General features: G+C 68.7%; 23 protein-coding genes, 1 tRNA gene and 1 other RNA gene. 13 read left to right on the top strand and 12 right to left on the bottom strand.

The window, feature by feature from the left end; all coding sequences use genetic code 11:
* The first annotated feature begins 4 nt into the window (after window positions 1-4).
* Complete coding sequence (locus tag AB0H36_RS09365) at window positions 5-799, top strand: class I SAM-dependent methyltransferase (protein ID WP_360519204.1); 795 nt, start codon at window positions 5-7, stop codon at window positions 797-799.
* Here AB0H36_RS09365 and AB0H36_RS09360 read toward each other — a convergent pair.
* From AB0H36_RS09360 to AB0H36_RS09350, 3 genes are read right to left on the bottom strand one after another with little or no spacing between them, the layout of a single operon-like run.
* On the bottom strand, window positions 772-1,524 hold the full coding sequence (locus AB0H36_RS09360) for a class I SAM-dependent methyltransferase (protein WP_360519201.1): 753 nt from the start codon (window positions 1,522-1,524) through the stop codon (window positions 772-774). The genes AB0H36_RS09365 and AB0H36_RS09360 overlap by 28 nt on opposite strands.
* A 42-nt stretch (window positions 1,525-1,566) precedes the next feature.
* A complete protein-coding gene (locus AB0H36_RS09355; RefSeq protein ID WP_360519199.1) occupies window positions 1,567-3,903 on the bottom strand; it encodes an FtsX-like permease family protein in 2,337 nt (778 codons plus the stop codon).
* Window positions 3,900-4,607 carry an ABC transporter ATP-binding protein gene (locus AB0H36_RS09350; protein ID WP_360519197.1) on the bottom strand — a complete coding sequence of 236 codons (708 nt, stop codon included), beginning with the start codon at window positions 4,605-4,607 and terminating at the stop codon, window positions 3,900-3,902. The genes AB0H36_RS09355 and AB0H36_RS09350 overlap by 4 nt, the downstream gene beginning before the upstream one ends.
* 136 nt (window positions 4,608-4,743) lie before the next feature.
* On the opposite strand from AB0H36_RS09350, the gene AB0H36_RS09345 reads away from it, so the two are divergent.
* From AB0H36_RS09345 to AB0H36_RS09330, 4 genes are read left to right on the top strand one after another with little or no spacing between them, the layout of a single operon-like run.
* Window positions 4,744-5,568, top strand: coding sequence for a histidine kinase (locus AB0H36_RS09345; RefSeq protein WP_360519194.1), 825 nt, complete (start codon window positions 4,744-4,746; stop codon window positions 5,566-5,568).
* Entirely contained in the window at window positions 5,565-6,239 is a 675-nt protein-coding gene (locus tag AB0H36_RS09340) for a response regulator transcription factor (RefSeq protein WP_360519191.1), read from the top strand. The genes AB0H36_RS09345 and AB0H36_RS09340 overlap by 4 nt, the downstream gene beginning before the upstream one ends.
* 12 nt (window positions 6,240-6,251) lie before the next feature.
* Window positions 6,252-7,136 carry a class I SAM-dependent methyltransferase gene (locus AB0H36_RS09335; protein WP_360519188.1) on the top strand — a complete coding sequence of 295 codons (885 nt, stop codon included), beginning with the start codon at window positions 6,252-6,254 and terminating at the stop codon, window positions 7,134-7,136.
* A gap of 49 nt (window positions 7,137-7,185) precedes the next feature.
* Entirely contained in the window at window positions 7,186-7,590 is a 405-nt protein-coding gene (locus AB0H36_RS09330) for a hypothetical protein (RefSeq protein WP_360519185.1), read from the top strand.
* A 7-nt stretch (window positions 7,591-7,597) separates the two neighbouring features.
* On the opposite strand, the gene AB0H36_RS09325 is transcribed toward AB0H36_RS09330, so the two are convergent.
* Window positions 7,598-8,248: a hypothetical protein gene (locus AB0H36_RS09325; protein ID WP_360519182.1), complete on the bottom strand. Its 651-nt coding sequence runs from the start codon at window positions 8,246-8,248 to the stop codon at window positions 7,598-7,600.
* 111 nt (window positions 8,249-8,359) lie between these two features.
* On the opposite strand from AB0H36_RS09325, the gene AB0H36_RS09320 reads away from it, so the two are divergent.
* Together AB0H36_RS09320 and AB0H36_RS09315 are read left to right on the top strand one after the other, a co-directional pair.
* Window positions 8,360-8,800 carry a VOC family protein gene (locus AB0H36_RS09320; protein WP_360519179.1) on the top strand — a complete coding sequence of 147 codons (441 nt, stop codon included), beginning with the start codon at window positions 8,360-8,362 and terminating at the stop codon, window positions 8,798-8,800.
* 43 nt (window positions 8,801-8,843) lie between these two features.
* Window positions 8,844-9,245, top strand: coding sequence for a VOC family protein (locus AB0H36_RS09315; protein WP_360519176.1), 402 nt, complete (start codon window positions 8,844-8,846; stop codon window positions 9,243-9,245).
* Window positions 9,246-9,332: 87 nt separating this feature from the next.
* On the opposite strand, the gene AB0H36_RS09310 is transcribed toward AB0H36_RS09315, so the two are convergent.
* Both AB0H36_RS09310 and AB0H36_RS09305 read right to left on the bottom strand, forming a co-directional pair.
* Entirely contained in the window at window positions 9,333-9,707 is a 375-nt protein-coding gene (locus tag AB0H36_RS09310; protein ID WP_360519173.1) for a VOC family protein, read from the bottom strand.
* Between the two features lie 211 nt (window positions 9,708-9,918).
* Window positions 9,919-10,006: transfer RNA gene (locus AB0H36_RS09305), tRNA-Ser, on the bottom strand.
* A 93-nt stretch (window positions 10,007-10,099) separates the two neighbouring features.
* Here AB0H36_RS09305 and AB0H36_RS09300 point away from each other — a divergent pair.
* The 3 genes from AB0H36_RS09300 (at window position 10,100) to AB0H36_RS09290 (ending at window position 11,781) form a co-directional block, all read left to right on the top strand.
* Window positions 10,100-10,627: a sigma-70 family RNA polymerase sigma factor gene (locus tag AB0H36_RS09300; RefSeq protein WP_360519170.1), complete on the top strand. Its 528-nt coding sequence runs from the start codon at window positions 10,100-10,102 to the stop codon at window positions 10,625-10,627.
* Complete coding sequence (locus tag AB0H36_RS09295; RefSeq protein ID WP_360519167.1) at window positions 10,624-11,034, top strand: hypothetical protein; 411 nt, start codon at window positions 10,624-10,626, stop codon at window positions 11,032-11,034. The genes AB0H36_RS09300 and AB0H36_RS09295 overlap by 4 nt, the downstream gene beginning before the upstream one ends.
* Window positions 11,035-11,154: 120 nt before the next feature.
* The gene (locus AB0H36_RS09290) at window positions 11,155-11,781 is read left to right on the top strand and encodes a CatB-related O-acetyltransferase (protein ID WP_360519165.1); all 627 of its coding nucleotides are present in this window, start codon (window positions 11,155-11,157) and stop codon (window positions 11,779-11,781) included.
* Between the two features lie 6 nt (window positions 11,782-11,787).
* Here the strand turns inward: AB0H36_RS09290 and AB0H36_RS09285 are convergent, their stop codons facing one another.
* The gene (locus AB0H36_RS09285) at window positions 11,788-12,606 is read right to left on the bottom strand and encodes a TIGR03620 family F420-dependent LLM class oxidoreductase (protein ID WP_360519162.1); all 819 of its coding nucleotides are present in this window, start codon (window positions 12,604-12,606) and stop codon (window positions 11,788-11,790) included.
* Between the two features lie 57 nt (window positions 12,607-12,663).
* Here AB0H36_RS09285 and ffs point away from each other — a divergent pair.
* Window positions 12,664-12,760, top strand: an RNA gene (ffs, locus tag AB0H36_RS09280) — signal recognition particle sRNA small type.
* Between the two features lie 39 nt (window positions 12,761-12,799).
* Window positions 12,800-13,615, top strand: coding sequence for an ammonia-dependent NAD(+) synthetase (gene nadE, locus AB0H36_RS09275; RefSeq protein ID WP_360519159.1), 816 nt, complete (start codon window positions 12,800-12,802; stop codon window positions 13,613-13,615).
* A gap of 7 nt (window positions 13,616-13,622) precedes the next feature.
* Here nadE and AB0H36_RS09270 read toward each other — a convergent pair whose 3' ends face one another.
* From AB0H36_RS09270 to AB0H36_RS09260, 3 genes are read right to left on the bottom strand one after another with little or no spacing between them, the layout of a single operon-like run.
* On the bottom strand, window positions 13,623-14,021 hold the full coding sequence (locus AB0H36_RS09270) for an SRPBCC family protein (protein ID WP_360519156.1): 399 nt from the start codon (window positions 14,019-14,021) through the stop codon (window positions 13,623-13,625).
* Between the two features lies 1 nt (window position 14,022).
* A complete protein-coding gene (locus AB0H36_RS09265; RefSeq protein ID WP_360519153.1) occupies window positions 14,023-14,490 on the bottom strand; it encodes a winged helix DNA-binding protein in 468 nt (155 codons plus the stop codon).
* The gene (locus tag AB0H36_RS09260) at window positions 14,487-15,341 is read right to left on the bottom strand and encodes an N-acyl homoserine lactonase family protein (protein WP_360519150.1); all 855 of its coding nucleotides are present in this window, start codon (window positions 15,339-15,341) and stop codon (window positions 14,487-14,489) included. Before AB0H36_RS09260 ends, AB0H36_RS09265 begins: the two co-directional genes overlap by 4 nt.
* A gap of 122 nt (window positions 15,342-15,463) precedes the next feature.
* Here AB0H36_RS09260 and AB0H36_RS09255 point away from each other — a divergent pair, with 122 nt between their 5' ends.
* Window positions 15,464-17,092: a long-chain fatty acid--CoA ligase gene (locus tag AB0H36_RS09255; RefSeq protein WP_360519147.1), complete on the top strand. Its 1,629-nt coding sequence runs from the start codon at window positions 15,464-15,466 to the stop codon at window positions 17,090-17,092.
* A gap of 18 nt (window positions 17,093-17,110) precedes the next feature.
* On the opposite strand, the gene AB0H36_RS09250 is transcribed toward AB0H36_RS09255, so the two are convergent.
* Both AB0H36_RS09250 and AB0H36_RS09245 read right to left on the bottom strand, forming a co-directional pair.
* Window positions 17,111-17,374 carry a hypothetical protein gene (locus AB0H36_RS09250; protein ID WP_360519144.1) on the bottom strand — a complete coding sequence of 88 codons (264 nt, stop codon included), beginning with the start codon at window positions 17,372-17,374 and terminating at the stop codon, window positions 17,111-17,113.
* 189 nt (window positions 17,375-17,563) lie between these two features.
* A complete protein-coding gene (locus tag AB0H36_RS09245; RefSeq protein WP_360519140.1) occupies window positions 17,564-18,382 on the bottom strand; it encodes an aminoglycoside 6-adenylyltransferase in 819 nt (272 codons plus the stop codon).
* Between the last annotated feature and the right edge of the window lie 579 nt (window positions 18,383-18,961).

Below are 18,961 nucleotides of genomic sequence, written 5' to 3'. Positions count from 1 at the left end.
TGCCATGCAGCAGTTGGCGGAGTACAAGGAATCGGTGCGGACGACCTGGGCGACCGGGGACTACGACGCGATGATGCGTCAGGAGGGTCTGTACGTCGTCGGTGAGCGGCTGGTGCAGGCCGTGGACGTGCAGTCCGGCGAGGATGTGCTCGATGTCGCTTGTGGGACAGGGAATGCGACGATCCCGGCGGCTCGTGCCGGGGCGCGGGTGACCGGGCTCGACCTGACTCCGGCGATGCTCGCGACGGCTCGGGAACGGGCATCTGGTCTGGACATCTCGTGGGTCGAGGGCGATGCGGAGGAGCTGCCTTACCCGGCTCGGAGCTTCGATGTGGTGCTGTCCACCTTCGGCTGCATGTTGGCGCCAAGGCACGAGGTGGTCGCCGACGAGATCGCCCGGGTACTACGGCCGGACGGGCGGATGGGGGTGTGCACGTGGACCGCGTCCGGCGCGATCGGTGACTTCTTCCGGGTCGTCGGCGGATACTTCCCGCCGGATCCGTCGTACGTCGATCCGCCGCTCGGCTGGGGCGATGAGGACCACGTGCGCGAGCTGTTCGAGGGCACCGGAATCTCGCTACGGTTCGCCCGCGAGGTGGCTGTGATCCGGCATTCCTCGCCTGCAGCGGCGGCTGAGTTCTACGCGACGAAGTTCGGGCCGGTCGTGATGGCACGGGCGGCGTTGGGTGATCGGTGGCCGGAGCTTCGAGACGATCTCGTGGAGCTGTTCGCCTCTTATGACTCCGTGCTGCCCGCGGAGTACCTGGTGATTCAGGGGCGGCTGGCCAGCAGCGCGTAGGCGTTCGGGAGGCGGCCGGCCCAGGCAGCGGCGGCATGTCCGTCCGCGGGTCGCCAGAAGGGTTCGGCGTACTCCTCGAGGGTTTCGAGGCGGAGGCCGGCAGCAGTGACGGCCGTGACGATGTGGCCGAGGTTCCACTGCCATTCGCGTGCGCCGTTGGCGGGGAACGTGTCGTTGATGTGCGACTCGGCGAAGTAGCTGCGGTCCGGGCGGATCCGCGGCTCGTCCTCGTCCCACGTCCACAACGGCACGGCCGGGTGCGCCTCGTAGACGAACAGGTGGCCGCCTGGTCGCAGTACTCGCGCCACGTCCTGTGCCCACGCGTCGATGTCGCGCATCCAGATCAGCGCACCCTTGCCGGTGTAGACGAGATCCGCGCAACCGTCCTGCACCGGTACGCCGGGGACTTCGGCGACGACGTACCGGCAACTCACCCCCAGCTCGACCGCCCGCCGCTGAGCCGCCCCTGCAGCCACCGAGCTGTAATCCACTCCGACGACCCGATCGGCCCCCGCGTTCACCAAGGCCACGTCGTCGAGCCCATGCCCACTCTGAAAGTGCACAACCGTCGGCCGGCGATCGAGCAACGGCTGCAGCAGCTCAGCTTCCCGCTCGAACAGCCGCGGCCCACTCAGCGCCTCCTCGAGCAGTTCGTCGTACTCCCGAATGTGCTTCTGAGACGCCGTCTCCCAAGCCACCCGATTACCCCGCACAGCCTCATCCACCCGCCGAGTCTCCCCCACAACGAGGCCGCCGGTCAGCTGGATTTACTCGTTGTGGAGGACCTTGGCGATGGTGGTGTGGGCGGCGGTTCGGGCTGGGAGGTAGGCGCCTAGGGCGGCCAGGAGGATGCCGGAGAGGACGAAGAGGGCGAGGAGGGGGAGGGGGTAGACGTCGAGCATGAAGTCGGGGATGGCGACCTGGGCGCCGTTGGCCATGGCGGGGACGACCAGGCGGTGGGCGAGGATGCCGAGGGGGATGCCCAGGACTCCGCCGAGGGCGCCCAATGCGGCCATCGAGGTGACCACCATGACGGTGACCTGGCCGGGAGTCATGCCGATGGACTTGAGCATGCCGAGGTCGCGGCGGCGTTCGCGGGTGTTGAGTACGACGGTATTGAAGACGCCGAGCGCGGCCACGGTGCCGAGCATCAGCGTGAGCAGGATGACGGTGGCAAGGACCACCGCGACGAACGTGCCCGGATCCTGACCGGGGACCTCTTCCAGCCCGGGGTCGCCCGCCTGGACGGCCTTCACGTAGGCGTCGATGTCGGTGCCGGGATCGAGTTGGATCTCGTAGATGTTCGCCCGCAGGTCCGGTGCGATCAGCGCAAGCGTCTGCCAGTTGGACAGCACCTCGTCGCCCGAGTTGTACAGCGCCTTGCCGACGATCTGCACCTGGGCGCGCTTCCCTTTCGACTCCAGCGTGATCGTGTCACCGACCGACAGCCCGCGCTGCTTGAGGAACCGCTCGGACACGACCACCTGGCCCGGCCCGTCGAACCACTTTCCCTCCAGCAGCCGGAAGCCGATCTGCGTGAAATCGCCACGGTAGAAGGCGACCCGGAGCTCCTGGTTCGTCCCGGCGAGCCGCATCGGCAGGTCCCGACTGGCCGTCACGTACGCAGCGCCGGACGTCGATCGCAGCAACGCCTCGTCCGCCGGGTCACTCAGCTTGGCCAGCTGCCGCTGCGGCGCGGTGCTCCCCGGAGCAGGCCCAGCACCGTTGCCCTCCTCGATTCCGGCGAACATCGTCACGTCGACGGCGCCGGCGCGGCTCGCCGCGGTCTGGTAGTTCGTCAACGACGTACCGAGGCCGACCGCCAACGTCACGCTCGTGACGCCGAGTACGACGGCCGCCAGCGTCAACGCCGTACGCGCAGGACGGGCGAACGGCAGGCCGAGTCCCAGACTGATTGCTCGCGGCAACCGAGTCCCGCTCAGCCAGCGCTGGGCCCGCAGACCTCGCCCGGCCCGCGGCGCACTTCCCGCGCTGATCGCCTCAGCGGCCGACAACCCACGAGCCCGCAGCGAGGGCACGAGCGCAGACAGAGCGACCAGCAGCGGTACGCCGAGCAACGCCGCCACGTCGACCCAGAGCGGGACGCCAAGCCCCTCGGCGCCGTAGTTCTCGAAAGCCCTGGTCAGCAAGGAGGTCGCGAGCACATTGCCGAGCAAAGTGCCCAGCGCGCAGCCGACGATCGCCGGGATGGAGATCATCGCGAGATAGACCGTCATCACCTGCGTCGGCGTGAATCCCAGCGCCTTGAGTACGCCGATGTGCCGGAAGCCGGCCACCACCGCGCCACTGACCACGTTCGCGACGATCAGTACGGCGACGATCAGGCCGATCCACCCGAACACCAGCAGGAACGGGACGAACGTGTTCGGCTCACCGGCAGCGGTGGCCTTGAGCGCGAGATAGGACTGCGTGCCGAGCAGCGCGGCGGACGGAAGGCCCGCGGTCACCGCGGCCTGACCGGCGGTGACGTCCGCGTTGGTCGAAGCCGGGGAGAAGCGGTAGAGCATCTGCGTGATGGTCGGCTTCAGCGCAGTCATCTGCTCGGGCGTGACCCAGGCGTCGCCCGACTTGCTGACACTGTAGGCGAACCCGACAACGGTCAGCTTGGTGCTGCCGGTCGTGAGCTCGGTCCCGACCTTCGCCGCACCGCGTTGGTTGCTGGTCTCGATCGGGTTCCGGTTGAGCACGATCTCACCGGGCTTGTCCGGCCAGCGCCCCTCCCACACGTTGAGCCGGTCGACCGCGCCACCGGGGTCCGCGCGACCGACGACCACGAGCGGCATCGGGGGTCCACCCATGTTCAGCTCCAGGTCGGCGAGGCCGAACGGTCCCGCTGTCGCCTCGGCCTTGCCCGCGGCCTCGGTCAGCTGCGTGTCGGAGACCTTGCTCCGGTCGTACGACGCCACCAGGTGCGCGCCGCTTTGCCGCGCGTATGCCTGTTCGAAGGGTCCAGTGGAGGCGGCGAGCAGCCCCAAGGCGACCACGATCATGGTTGTCGACAATCCGACAACCACTCCGATCACGACCGTCTGCAGCCGGCGGCGCCGTACCGCGGCCCGGGAGACCGGCCACACGGCGCTCACAGCGTCGGCTCCAGACTGCGTTCGCGGGCGACCTGTCCGTCGACGACCTCGATCAGCCGGCTCGCGCAGCGGGTGGCGAGTTGCTGGTCGTGGGTGACGAGCAGCAGGGTCTGGCCGATCTGGTTGAGGTCGAGCAGGAGGTCCATCACCTGTTCGCCGGCCCTGGTGTCCAGCGCGCCGGTGGGTTCGTCGGCGAGCAGCACGGCAGGGCGGTTCATCAGCGCCCTGGCGACCGCGACCCGCTGGCGCTCGCCGCCGCTGAGCTGGGCCGGGTAGGTGTTGCGTCGTGCGGCGATGCCGAGCTCCTCGAAGAGCTCGAGTGCGCGTTTGCGGGCGTGCGTCGCGGAGGTGCCGGTGAGCTGCGCGGCCAGTGCGACGTTGTCCAGCGCCGACAGGTCGTCGAGCAGGTTGAAGAACTGGAAGATCATCCCGATCCGCCGGCGCCGGTACAGCGCCAGGCCCTTCTCGTCCAGCGCGCCCAGGTCCTCGCCGTGTACCACGACGGATCCGGAGGTCGGCCGGTCCAGCCCGGCCACCATGCTGAGCAGCGTGGACTTGCCGCTGCCGGACGGTCCCATCACCGCGACCGCCTCACCGGCGCGAATCTCCAGCGACACCCCGTCCAGTGCGACGGACTCGCCGTACTCCTTGCGGACCTCGGTGAGCCGCACGACCGCCTGTTCGTTGCCTTCTGCATCCGTCATGCCTTCACGCTAGGGCTGCCGGCGGGCGCCGTACGTCAGCCTGCGGGCGTAACGTGCGGGCCCCGTCATCCTGGGGATGTACGGCGTGCCACCTGCGGATGATGCGGATTCACCGGGCCCTTGGGACAGTGGTCCTGTGATCACGACCTGGTTGCTCGTCATCGCCTGCCTGGCGGCGGTCGCGCTCGCGGTCGCGCTCGTCCGGGCCCGGCGGGCGCACGCCCGGGCGCTCGAGGAACGCGGCTGGCTACTCGAACGCGAACGCGAGAGCGCGGCCCAGAGCGCGGTCGACGCAGAGCGGGCCAGGATCGCCCAGGACCTGCACGACATCGTCAGCCACAACGTGAGCGTGATGGTGATCCAGGCCGGCGCCGCCCGGCACGTGCTGGGCGAACCGGCCGAGGCCGAGGCGGCACTCCTCGCGGTGGAGGCGGCCGGCCGGGACACGATGACCGAGCTCCGGCATCTGCTCGGCCTGCTCGCGCCGTCGGCGGACGGCACGGCCTCGGGCTCGTCGGGCTCGTCGGCAGCGTCGGCCTCGGCAGACGAGTTGTCGCCGCAGCCGAGCCTGAGTCGGCTGAGTCCGTTGATAGATCGGATCGCATTTGCCGGGCTGCCGGTCGAGGTGCGCATCTCGGGTGAGCCCCGGCCGCTGCCCGCCGGCGTCGACGTCACGGCGTACCGGATCATCCAGGAGGCGCTGACCAACGCGCTCAAGCACGGTGACGGGGTGAAGGCGGAGGTGACGGTGCGGTACACCGACCACGCGCTGCGGGTCGAGGTACTCAACACCGGGCCCAGCGTGCTGTCCGGCGGTCGTGCACCGCGGTCGGAAGGGGAGGGTCGCGGACTGTTGGGCCTGCGGCAGCGAGTGGCCGTGTACGGCGGGGACCTCGACGCACGGAGGAGACTCGGCGGCGGGTTCCGGGTGCGCGCGAAGATTCCGTTGGAGCGGCCGTGACGGTCGAGCCGCGCGTGGTGATCGCAGACGATCAAGCTTTGGTGCGGATCGGGTTCCGGATGATCCTGACTGCGCGCGGGATCGAGGTGGTCGGTGAGGCCGCCGACGGACACGAGGCCGTCGAGTCGGTACGGCGGCTGCGGCCCGACGTCGTACTCATGGACATCCGGATGCCGACGATGGACGGTCTGGAAGCCACCCGGCGCATCCTGGCCGAGTCGCCGGACTGCCGGGTGCTGATGCTCACGACGTTCGACCTGGATCGCTACGTGTACGCCGCCTTGGCCGCAGGCGCCAGCGGGTTCCTTCTGAAGGACGTGACGCCGGAGCACCTGGCGGCAGCGGTCCGCCTGGTCAACACCGGGGACGCGTTGCTCGCGCCGTCGATCACACGGCGGCTGGTGGAGCGGTTCGCGACCGGCGACCAGGGGCCGGTGCAGCAGCCCGCCGTACACAGGGATCTTGCAGTCCTCACGCCGCGCGAGCTCGAGGTGCTCACACTGATGGGGCACGGCCTGTCCAACGCGGAGCTCGCGACCGAGCTGACGCTCAGCGAAGCGACGGTGAAGACCCATGTCGCCCGCATCTTCGCGAAGCTGTCGCTGCGTGATCGCGCGCAGGCAGTCGTACTTGCTTACGAGACAGGGCTGGTATCTCCGGGCGATCGCTAGCAGGGTGTGTCCATGACATGCATCCTCTGCTCTGCGACAGGGCCGTTCCGACCTCGTGGAGCCAAGGAGGGCTACGAGATCAAGGAGTGCGCGGCCTGCGGGCTCGTGCAGCTCGTGCCGACTCCCACGCCCGAGACACTGCGTGCGCTCTACGAGGGATCGTCGTACTTCGACGGGGACGGCGGCTCGGGGTACTCGGAGTACGAGAGCCAGGAGCGCGAGTACCTGGCGACGTTCCGTGCGGACGTCCGGCGGATCGCGGAGTTCGTGCCGTCGGGCCGGGTGCTCGAAGTGGGCTGCGGGTACGGCTACTTCCTCCAGTGCGCTGCCGACGCCGGGTACGACGTCTACGGCGTCGACCTCTCGCCGACCGCGATCAAGTGGGCGGCCGAGCGATTTCCCGGCCGGGTGTTCTGCGGGATGCTCGACGAGGTCGCGGAGATCCAGGAGCAGAAGTATGACGTCATCTTCGGCTCGCACCTGATCGAGCACGTCACGGATCCGGGCGCCTTCCTGTCGTCAGCGGCACGGCTGTTGAATCCGGGCGGCGTGATCGTGCTCGTCACGCCGAACATCAAGAGCCTGCTGGCCCGGGTCTCCGGGCCGCGGTGGGTCTCGTTCAAGATCCCCGAGCACGTCAGCTACTACGACCCGGTCACGATCACCGAACTGCTGCGTCGCACCGGCTTCTCTACCCTCGCGGTCGACCCCGCCTACCAGTACTACGCTGTTCCGTTCGTCGCCGGCCGTCTGCGTGAGCTCCTCGATCCTGTGTCCCGGTTGATCCCGCGTGTCGAGAACCTGGGCTTCCTCCGCGGGCGGCAGGTCCGCGTGACGAGCGGTTCGATGCGGGTCCTGGCCACTGACGCAGCAACCGGGGGTAGCCCGCGCGTCTAGAGGGCATGGGACGTCGACTTGGAGGTGGCTGGCGCCTGCGCTCGCCGTGGTGGCGGTTGCGGGAGCCGTGATCGTTGTTGCCGATGGCCCTCGTAGCCGGACCGCGGCGGCCGGACCGGCCACCCGGGCGATCGGCACCCTGATGCGGGGCAGTGAGCTCAGCGCCGACGTGACCCTGTACGCCACGAACCGGGTGTACACCGTGGAGATGCGCCCGGACGGCAACCTCGTCCTGCTCCAGAACAGCAAGACCGTCCTGTGGAGCACGAACATCACCGGCTGGCCGAACTCGTCGGCCGCGATCGACGCCAACGGCCGATTCACCACCCGAAACCAGGACGGCCACGAGACCTACCTCATCGACTCCCGCCGTCCCGGCACCGTCCTCCAACTCCGTCCCGACGGCCACCTCCTCATGATCCACGGCCGAACCACAGTCCGAACCCTGCATTGAGGGATCCTTACTCCTCGCGGCCCTGCTCCAGCTGCAGGTTCACGACCCGGGACCTCAGCGCGAGGTCGTCCATCGTCTCCAGCACCAGGAATCGATCGACCCGCACCTTTGTCCGTGCCGGCTGGAACACCGCTACCAGGTCGCGAAGCTCGGCGTACTCGGCGCCGGTCACGTCCGACGTCAGCTGCAGATAGCCCGCCAGCAGCGGACGCTCCACGTCAAGCGCTCGTACGGCCCGCTCATCCGCCGGCTCGACCGGAAGGTAGATCCGCCCGGTGTTGAACTGCCCGATCCACGGCCCGCGCACAACGAGATCGATCGGTCCGTCGAGCACCCGCGGCTCGTCGCTTCCATGCACCAAGGTCGCATGCACCCGATCCGCCCTCAGCTCGAGCCCGCGCCACCAGACGAGGTTGGACAGGCGAGAATCAGCCAGCGCCGCCAAGAATGCCTCCGGCCGCGGATCAGGCAACGGCACGACCACCGAACGCACCGGCGGCCAGAACTCTCCCGGCCCGACATCCGGGCCAAGCGGCCCTCGCACCCCATCCCTCAACAACGGAAGATGCCGCCTCCGATACCGCGCATCCAGCCGCAACGCCTCGTGCTTCCCCCACTCGAACTCCTGCCCCGCCAGCACACTCAGCACATCACCCATCGCGACCCCCTCACCCCGAATAGTCTCGCGCCGCGTGTCGAGAATGTGGGTTTGGCTCCGTCCCCTGTGCACCAGCGGCCACGACGGGTCGCGTGACGAAGGGGAATCACCATGGCGCTGCACCGGATGGACAACGTCGGCATCGTCGTCGACGACATGGATGCTGCGGTTGCGTTCTTCGTGGAGCTCGGCATGGAGCTGGAGGGCCGTGCGCAGGTCGAGGGCCCCGCGGCGGACCGCACAGTCGGCATCGACGAAGTCCGCTGCGAGATCGCAATGCTGCGAACTCCGGACGGCCACAGCCGCCTGGAGCTGTCGCAGTACCTGATCCCTGCCGCGATCGTCCCGAACCCGCCCAACCCGCCGCACAACACCCTCGGCATGCACCGCGTCATGTTCGCCGTCGACAACATCGAGGATGCCGTCGCCCGGCTCCGCACTCACGGCGCCGAACTTCTCGGCGAGATCGTCAAGTTCAGCGAGACCTACCGCCTCTGCTACCTTCGCGGCCCCGCCGGCATCATCCTCGGCCTCGCTGAACAGCTCACCTGACGCCTAGCGGGCACTGCACAGACAACGGGGGTACGGTCTCCGCATGACACGACCGCGAATGCGGATTGGGGCCGTCACGATCACGGCAGCACCGGCTCCACACGCCCGGGAGCTGGCCAGGTTTTATGAGCAGCTGCTTGGCTGGCGGATCGTCGACGAAGGGCCGAAGGGCGGTTGGGTCCAGCTTCACCCGCCCGAGGGCGAGACAGACAGGACGCTGCTCGGCATCAACATCGAGTCTGATCAGGAGCACGAGCGGCCGACCTGGCCGAGCAAGCCCGGTGGTCAGAACGCGACGATGCACCTCGACATAGGCGTGGACGACCTCGATGAGGCGGTCGCGTGGGCCCTCCAGGCAGGCGCGAGTCTCGCCGAGGACCAGCCGCAGGAGCACGTCCGGGTCATGCTCGACCCACACGGCAACCCCTTCTGCCTGTGCCGCTGACCCATCACCGAACCGCTGGGAAATGACCTACAGGTTCGGCGATGAGTCGCCAGATGACGGCGTGGCCTGCGCTCTGGTCCCGGACACCTACTCGGATTCGCCTTCGAGGGCGAGGCGGTAGCCGCTGGGGGTATGGAGGAGGAGACGGCGGTAGGTCCAGCCGGGGGCTGGATTGTTGTGTTCGAGTTCGAACTCCAGGCCTGCCGCCTGGCACCGCTCAGCCGCCGCGTCGACGTCGGAAACGGCGATTTGCCAGGTGAGGACGCTCGGTGGGTCGTTCTCGGCGGTTGCCTGCTGGATGCCGAAGTGGATCGTGTCCGTCCCGAAGGCTATGAAGTCGGGATACTCCTCGCCCTCATAGATCACCGGCAAACCGAGCTTCTCGTAGAAGGCGCGCTCGGCGGAGAGATCGGAGACGTTCAGGACGGGTGCCAGGCGGGTGAACAGTTGGTCAGCGGCCATGGTGAACAGTCTCGCCCTCAGGAGGGCAAGCGGAAGACGGAGAAGTGGCTGAGGGGCTCGACCGTCAGACAGAACCTAGGAACAACTGAGACCAAGACCGAGACCAAACGACTCCGGGGCGGCTCCCAGATGTGGGAGCCGCCCCGGCTCGTGTTCGTCCTCCGTGAGTCTGGGACCGCCCTCTGACCTGACCCTATGCGACTCCGGGGAGTGGCGGAGGATACGAGATTCGAACTCGTGAGGGGTTGCCCCCAACACGCTTTCCAAGCGTGCGCCCTAGGCCTCTAGGCGAATCCTCCAAGCGGAGAGGATACGCGAGACGGCTCGGGAACCTGAAATCGGGGCGTGAACCTGGTGGGGCCGTCGCGCGACTGTGCTTGTAGGAGGTGAGCGTGGAGCGGGAGTGGGTGGCGGTGGTGGTGCGGGCGCAGGTGGGGGACCGGGAGGCGGTGGCCGAGCTGGTGCGGGGGTGGCACGAGCCGGTGTGGGGCTACGTACGGCGCATGCTCGGCCGGGACGACGTGGCCGATGACGTGTCGCAGGAGGTATGGCTGGCGGTCGTGCGGGGGCTGCCGCGGTTGAGGGAGCCGGAGCGGTTCGCCGCCTGGCTGTTCACCATCGCCCGGCGCAGCGTCGTCAACCAGCTCCGGGGCCAGTACGCCGACCAGACGCCGTACGTCGACCAGCCGCGGCAGACGCCGTACGACGAGCCGGACCCGGCGGAGCAGGTGGTCGACCGGGTCGACGTACGGCGGTTGGTCGATCGGGTGCCTGTGGTCGAGCGGGAGGTGCTGGTGCTGTTTCACCTGGAGGACCTGAGTCTCGAGGAGTGCGCCGACGTGCTCGGCGTACCTGTCGGAACGGTGAAGTCCCGCCTCCACCGAGCGCGGCGGATGCTGCGGGAAGGAGCGGAGTCGTGATCTCGGCAGAGCAGACGATCGCGGGACTGCAGGACGCCCTGTCGTTGCGGCGACGGATCCGGTCCCTGGTGCAACTGACCGGCGCGGCGGCGGTGGTCACGCTCGTCACGATCCTCTGGTTGACCGAGGACGGCCTCCCGGTCCGGGCACAGGTCGGTTTCGCCGCCATCGTCCTCACCGGACTGCTCACCATGCTCGGAGCGGCCCGCACGCTCCGCCGCCGCGGCCACCTCTTCGCGCGGGATCGCGTCATCGCCGGCTGGATCGCGGCCGGCTTCGCTGTCCTGCTCGCGGTGGGGCTGGCGCTCGCCGGCCGCGGCCTGCTCGGCCTGCCGATCGCGATCGTGGCGCTCGGATTCCTGACATTCACCTGGCACACCAGAAGGCGATTGGAGCAACGAGGATGAAACCGATCGGTCCCTTGGCGATTGCGATGCGACGGTTCGGCACGAAGCGTGGAGCCGTCGTGGTCGCGGCGGCGCTAATTCTGCTGCTGGTGATCGGCCTGCTCATCTAGGGTCGGCGGCATGGACGCAGCGCCGGACCCGAACGTCGTACACCCGATGCCCGACGTCGAACGGGTGGTGTTGCTGAAGGGCGTGGTCAAGTCGCCGCTGATCGAGGTCGGCGACTACTCGTACTACGACGACCCCGACGACCCGTCCGCGTTCGAGACCAGGAACGTGCTGTATCACTACGGCCCCGAGCGGCTCCGCATCGGCAAGTACTGCGCGCTCGGTGAGGGCACGACGTTCATCATGAACGGCGCCAACCACCGGATGGACGGACCGTCGACATTCCCGTTCCCGATCATGGGCGGCGGCTGGGCGGAGCACTTCGACCTGATCACCGGGCTGCCGGGCCGCGGCGACACCGTGGTCGGGAACGACGTCTGGTTCGGGTACCGCAGCCTGGTGATGCCCGGCGTGACGATCGGGGACGGCGCGATCATCGCGTCCGGTGCGGTCGTGGTGGACGACGTACCGCCGTACGGGATCGTCGGCGGCAACCCGGCGAAGCTGATCCGTACCAGATTCCCGGCAGGCGACGTGGAGCGCCTGCTGAGGGTCGCCTGGTGGGACTGGCCCGTCGAGCGAGTCACCGCGAAGGTCCGCGCCATCATGTCCGGCACCATCGACGACCTCGAGGCGTGATGCGGGCTACCCCAGCAGTGTGCTCGCCAGTGCGCGCCACTGCTCGACCGGCTGCGGTCCAGTGACGCCAGTGATGACGTTGACAGCCACATGGTCGGCGCCGGCGTCCAGGTGCTCGCTCAGCTTGGCCTTGATGTCCGCCCGCGTGCCCCACGCGGCCAGTGCGTCGACCATCTGATCCGGCAGCTCGGCCTGGTCCTTCGCACTGAACCCCTGCCGCTCGAGCGAGGCGGCGTACCCAGGCAGTCGTGGGAAGAAGCCGATCGTGTTGCGCGCGATCGCCCGCGCCCGCTCCGCGTCGGTCTCCACGACGACCAGATGGCTGACCGCGAGCAGCTTGTCCGGGCCGAGCACCTTCCGCGCCTCGGCGGAGTACGACGGCGCGATCAGGAACGGGTACGCACCGGCCGACCGGTCCCGGGCCAGCCCGAGCATCCGCGGCCCGAGCGCGGCGAGCAGCCGGCGCTCTTCCGGTACGGCGTCCAGCGTGTCGAGGTAGGCGTTGAGTGTCGCGATCGGCTTGGGCCCGCGCGCACCACCGAGGCCCACTGTGAACCGGCCCGGCGCGGACGCCTCCAGCGCGGCGTACGTCGTACTGACGTCCTCGGCGCCGTACTCGTCGACCGAGAGGATGCCGCTGACGAACTTGATCGACGAGGTCGCACCGACCAGGTCGACGATGGTCTGGAGCCCGGGCAGCGGGCCGCCGGACAACCAGATCGCGGGATAGCCGAGCTCCTCGGCCGCAGCGGCGGCGGCCACCGACTCGGGGCTGCTGGTCAGGCCTGTGGTGATCCTGAACGGACCGAATTGATGATTCGTCACGTAACCAGCGTAGGCCGCTCGATTTCGGACCGCACGCGGGCATCACGTACACTTCTGGCTGGTTCCCCGCGTGGCGGTATCTCGCCCAACTCCCCCAGGGCCGGAAGGCAGCAAGGGTAAGTGAGCTCTTCCGGGTGCGCGGGGAATCCTCATGTCTAGGCTGGTCCGGAACCCCAGACATTCGAGGAGCCCGATGAGCGCGGAACGCCGCTACCTGCAGGAACTGATCATCGCCGAGCTCGGCGTCCCCGCATCGTTCGACGCGGACACCGAGATCGAGCGCCGGATCGAGTTCCTCGCCGACCAGCTCCGGCGGACCGGCGCGACGTCGTACGTGCTGGGCATCAGCGGCGGCGTCGACTCCGCTACGGCGGGACGCCTCTGCCAGCTCGCGGTCGAGCGGGTCCGGGCCGAGGGCGGTCAGGCGACGTTCGTCGCGATGCGGCTCCCGTACGGCGTCCAGGTGGACGAGGCGGATGCACAGCGCTCGCTGGAGTTCATCAAGCCGGACGAGACGCTCTCGGTGGACGTGAAGCCGGCCACCGACGCGCTGGTCGAGTCGGTCCGGCACGCGGGTCTCGGCGAGCGCGAGGACTTCCACACCGGCAACATCAAGGCCCGGCAGCGGATGATCGCGCAGTACTTGGTCGCCGGCGCCCGCGGTGGGCTCGTCGTCGGCACCGACCACGCCGCGGAGGCGGTGATGGGCTTCTACACCAAGTACGGCGACGGCGCCTGCGACCTGACGCCGTTGTCGGGACTGACCAAGCGCCGGGTCCGCGCGATCGCCACCCGCCTGGGTGCGTCGGACGAGCTCACCGGCAAGGTCCCGACCGCCGACCTGGAGACCAGCAAGCCCGGCCTCCCGGACGAGGTCGCCCTCGGCGTCACGTACGACGAGATCGACGACTTCCTCGAGGGCCGCGAAGTCAGCGAGAAGGCCGCGGCCACGATCATCGCCACCCACCGCCGCACCGCCCACAAACGCGCCGTACCCCTCGCGGTCTGATCCGGCCTCAGCCGACCTGCGGTAGCTGACGAACACGGTCGGCCAGGCGGTCCAATCGGACGGCTGCGATACCGCGGTAGGCGGTCCGTAGGAGGGTCGCGAGCGGTCCGGCCTGCGTGAAGGCGTGTCCGACCAGTCCGGACTCGCCGATGGTCCAGGTCCCGGACTCGCGGAAGCCCGGGACCTCCCACCGCAACTCGATCCGGTCGGCCTCGATCACCGCGTACTCCAGCCGACCGCTGAGGCCCGGCCGGACACGGAGGGCGTAACGCTGTCCCACTGCGGGCTGGGCCGGCCCGTCGACGCTGAGGAACGCCTCGTTCCACAAGGGCAGCGCGCGGGGGTCGAGGAGTACGGCGCGGATCCGGTTCGGGGTGGCCGGGATGACCATGGTCGCTTGCTCCATGTCAGCTGTCCTTGACGGCCGCGCGGCGGCGAGCGAGGGCCTCGCCGGCGGGGAATGCGGCGGCCAGCGCGCGGAGGGTTTCGATGGTTTGGTCGACAGGCTGACCGGCGATGCGCTCGTCGATCGCTTCGTGCAGAACATTCTCCGCGGCGACGATCCGCCGGCTGACCTTTCGACCTTCGGCGGTGAGGCTGAGAGTGAGGTAGCGGCGGTCCACCGGATCGGTGTCGCGTTGGATCAGTCCTTGGGTCACCAGCCGGTCGACCAGCCGGCTCGGGCTGTTGCCGGTCTCGCAGACCAGCAGACCGCCGAGAGCGTTGAGGGTCAGCGGGCCGTGGTCGCGGAGGACGCGCAGCACCTCGGCTTGCGACGGGGTCACCCCGATCTCCCGCAGTTCGGCGGCCAGCAACCGGTTCCCTTCGCGCTGGATGGCGAGGATCAGGTACCGCAACTCCTCCGCGGCCCTCATCGTGCCCCCGCCGTCGCCAGCGCCGACGTCGCGGCCGGATCGTGTGCGGCCAGAACGACGAGGCCGGGGTGGGCCGCGCGCAATTCATTGACCTGGGCAACGGTTTGGCGCAGGGCCGGGCGGGAGCCGACCCCAGGGATGTCGCCCGCCGCCAGCAGTTCGGCGTCGTAGGTGAGATCTCCGACCATCAGCAGCGGAGGTGCGTCCGGACGCCGTACCAGCAAGGACAGTGAGCCAGGGGTGTGGCCGGGCGTCGGCAGCAGGACCAGGCTGCCGTCGCCGAATAGGTCGTGCCCGCTGCTGAACGGCGACACACTCGGGTCACCGAGGGGCTCCGGCCGGACGAGTTCCCATCGCAGGCCGGGCAGTTCGATGTGCCGGCGGAGGAAGCCGCGGGCGGCCGCCAGCGGCCGGCGCATCGACCTCCACTCTGGCTCGCTGATCACGATGCGGGCCTGCGTCAGTTCGGGCAGCCCGCCGATGTGGTCCTGGTGGAGATGTGACAGGACCGCGGTGTGGACGTCGCGGATGTCGTACCCGTTCGCCGCGAGTTGCCGCGTCAGCGTCTGCTCCGGCCCGATCTCGAACTTCGCCAGCCGGTCGTAGACCAGGCCGTTCAGGCCGCCGGGGAAGTAGCCGGCGTCGGTGACCGACGCACGGTCCTGGCCGGTGTCGAACAGCACCAGGCCCTCGGAGTGCTCGACGACGTACGCGTTGATCGGGCGCGGGGCCGTCCATTGTCGCGAGGTTGCCAGCCAGACGTAGGTGTTCTTCTTGGTCGGCCCGACGTGCTCGGGCCGGATCTGAACGGTGCCGGTGCTCACCACGGACACTCGGGAGATGGTCGTCATGGGTAATACATTACACGACATGTGTGTCGTGTCATCTGTCTGTCCGGAATGCGTGAAGAGTGCGTGAGAAAGTCCGGATGAGGTCATGGTCAAGGCGTCGTCGCGGCTGGCAGAGTGTCGGCATGAAGGGTCTGATGCAGAACTACCAGCTGTCCCTGGACGCCATCTTTCGCCGGGCTGAGCAGTTCTACCCGGACAAGATCGTCTACACCGGCGGTCCGGCGCCGTCGAGACTGACGTACGCCGAGTGGGCCGCGCGGACCAGGCGACTGGGCGGCGTGCTGAAAGCCCTCGGGATCAGCGCGGACGGCCGGGTGGCGACCTTCGCGTGGAACTCGGGGCGGCACCTCGAGCTGTACTTCGGTGCGCCCTGCACCGGCCGGGTCCTGCACACGCTGAACATCAGGCTCTTCCCCGACCAGGTCGTCTACATCGCGAACCACGCGGAGGACGAGGTCGTCTTCGTCGACCGTTCGCTGCTCGGGCTCTTCCTGCCGCTGCTCGATCGGCTGCCGCTGGTCAGACATGTCGTCGTGATGGACGACCTGCCGGCCGGCGCGCCCGGGGCGGAGGTGCCCGACGATCCCCGGTTCCACGACTACGAGGAGTTGCTGGCCGCTGCGGACCCGGTCGAGTTCCACGTCGACGACGAGAACCAGGCGGCCGCGATGTGCTACACGAGCGGTACGACGGGACATCCGAAGGGCGTGGTGTACTCACACCGATCCACCTGGCTGCACTCCATCGGCGTACTGACCAACGCCGGGATCGGCCTGACGGAGACGGACACGGTGATGCCAGTCGTGCCGATGTTCCACGCGAACGCGTGGGGGCTTGCGCACGCGGCGCCCATGGCCGGTGCCTCGCTGGTGTTCCCGGGGCCGGACATGAGTCCGCAGGGGATTCTCAAACTCTTGCAGGAGCAGGAGGTGACGCTGGCGGCCGGCGTGCCGACGATCTGGCAGGGGTTGTTGCCGCTGCTGGACGGGGTCGAGTTGCCGAAGCTGCGGCGGGTGCCTTGTGGCGGGTCCGCCGTACCGATGGCCTTGTCGGAGGCGTTCCGGGAGAAGCTCGGGCGACCGATTCTGCAGGCGTGGGGGATGACCGAGACCAGCCCGGTGGCGACGGCGGCGCACGTGCCGGCTCGGTACGAGGAGTTGCCCGAGGACCAGAAGGCGCGGTTGCGGGCTCGGCAAGGGCAGCCGCTGCCCGGTGTCGAGGTGCGAATCGTCGAGCCCGGGTCGATCACGCCGTTGCCGTGGGACGACGAGGCGACGGGTGAGCTGCAGGTGCGTGGGCCGTGGATCGCGGCGGACTACTACCGGCCCGACGCGGGGGTCCAGCTGAGCACGGAAGACGGCTGGATGAAGACCGGCGACGTGGCGGCGATCGACCAGTTCGGCTCGGTGCGACTGGTGGACCGCACCAAGGATCTGGTGAAGTCCGGTGGTGAGTGGATCAGCTCGGTCGAGCTGGAGAACCTGCTGATGGCCCACCCGGCGGTCAAGGAGGCCGCTGTGATCGGTGTGCCGCACCCGAAGTGGGACGAGCGCCCGCTGGCCTGCGTCGTTCTCGCCGAAGGCGAAACCGCCACGGCCGAAGAGATCCTGGAGTACCTGCGCCCGCGGGTGGCCAAGTGGTGGCTCCCCGATGCCGTCGAGTTCATCGAGGAGGTCCCCAAGACCTCTGTCGGCAAGTTCTCCAAGAAGGACCTGCGCACGCGGTTCGCCGACTACCACCTGGAGGAGTAGCGCCTGCGCCCGCTCGGGTCAGAGCGGGAGGGTGTGCGAGCGGTTGAGGAGGGATTGCATCGCCTGGTGAAAGGTGGTGCGTTGGCGGATGGTCCAACCGGTGGTCAGGTGGTCGAACACCTCCTCCTGCCACTGGTGCTCGTGGTCAAGCATGTCGAGGCCGGCTTGGGTGACGGTGACGTGGCGGCGTCGGGTGTAGGCCAGTTCGAGCGCCGACTTGAGATCCGGAAGCCGAAGCGCTGCCGAGACCTGCTCGCCGGTGACTCTGAACAGCGTCGCCACCAGGGTAGGGGACGTGCTCCCGGGCCACGCAGCGTCCTGTTCGACCACCATGAGCCGCTCACTGACCGGATGCCACGACCTCGGCACGAGCCGGATCCCCGATCGCCCGACCCAGTGCGCGTGCCATCGGTTGACTGCTACTTCCAGGGCAGACTCCATACGGCCAATTGCATGCGATTCGCATAGATCTCAGGCGAAGTCCGCGCCGAAGTGCCGCTGCAGATGGTCGAGCGTTGCCTGGACGAGCTCCGCCGGCCAGCGCTCGCCGGTCTGCTCGGCCAGCGCGCACCCGCGGCGGATGAAGTCGCGCACGATGTACCGATTGGCGTCGAGGATGTCGGCCCGATCGGTGCCAGCGGCCGGGATCGCTTCGAGAACAGCGCGCTGCTCGTCGGACAGCAGCGCGTTGAGGCGTTTCGCTCCACTGGTACGGCGTACTCCGCGCTCAGCCAGCATCAGCGCGATGAGTTGGTCGCGGAGCACACCGACGCCCTGGTTGGCCACGATGCGCTCGTCACGCCCGAGCACAGTCACGAGGTTGCCGAGGAAGTAGAAGAACAGGCTCACGGTCTGCTCAGGCCAGTACGGCGTACCAGGGCGACCGCCTGTCGCCGGCTGGTCGCCATCGGGGAACAGCGTGCCGTCCCGGTCGAACAGCACCCGGACTCCGTCGTACTGGAAGCGATCGAAAGCAGCCAGCGGATGGATGACGAGGTCGACGTGCAACCAGTCGGGCGTGATCGCGAGACCGGCGCCCACCAGCCCCGGGATCTGGTCGACGAGAACGGTCGGTCCGGTGATGGACCGCAGTACGTCGGCCCAGTGCTCCGCGAACCAGTCCATGGTGTCGTCGGCAACGACCAGGTGGACGTCGACGTCGCTGAACCTGTCTGCCTGGCCGGTGCCGTAGCTGCCGATCAGGTAGACGGCGAGAATACGTTCGTCGGCGGGGAGTACGGCGCGGGCGCGCTCGATGACCTGCTGCTGCCTGTCGTCTCCGATCGTCACCCGCGCCAGCGTACTTACTCGCCGTACAACGGCAGCCCGTGGTAATCGGCCCACCGGAAGTCGACCGGATCGCCGAACGTGCCGGGCACCTTGCCGAGTCGCGGATGACGGTTGCGGTCCCGGCGGCGTGGCCGACGGAGTACAGGTAACCCGCGCCGGTGCCCTTGTCGATGCCGAGCAGCAGCGTCCCAGACTGACCGCAGCGGCTGCCGATCAGCGACTCGAAGCCTTGCCACGTGGAGCTGCGGACCACCTTCACCACCGGGCGCATCGGCGACGTCAACGGGATCCGCACGGTGTAGAGCGCCCCGCCACGGGTCGTCATCAGCAGCGTGTCGTAGGTGCTAGTCCGGCTGAGCAGTGCCATCGCCTTCACAGCGCCGAAGCCCGGGTACGACGCCGCCTGGTAGACCGCGCCTTGAGTGGGACGGTTCTCGATCGTCCAGCGGTACAGCGTGCCATCTTCGCGCAGCGCGTACAGTCGCTCGGTGGCGCCGGCGGGGTCCGATGCGACCCGCTGTGAACTGCTGAGCGCCACGAACGGGTCCCAGCCCCCGCCGATCCGGTCCAGGACGTACG

The sequence above is a fragment of the Kribbella sp. NPDC050820 genome, assembly GCF_040653975.1.
Classification (GTDB): domain Bacteria; phylum Actinomycetota; class Actinomycetes; order Propionibacteriales; family Kribbellaceae; genus Kribbella.
The sequence above is the reverse complement of the archived record's forward strand: the minus strand, read 5'-3'. Positions and strand labels throughout refer to the sequence as shown.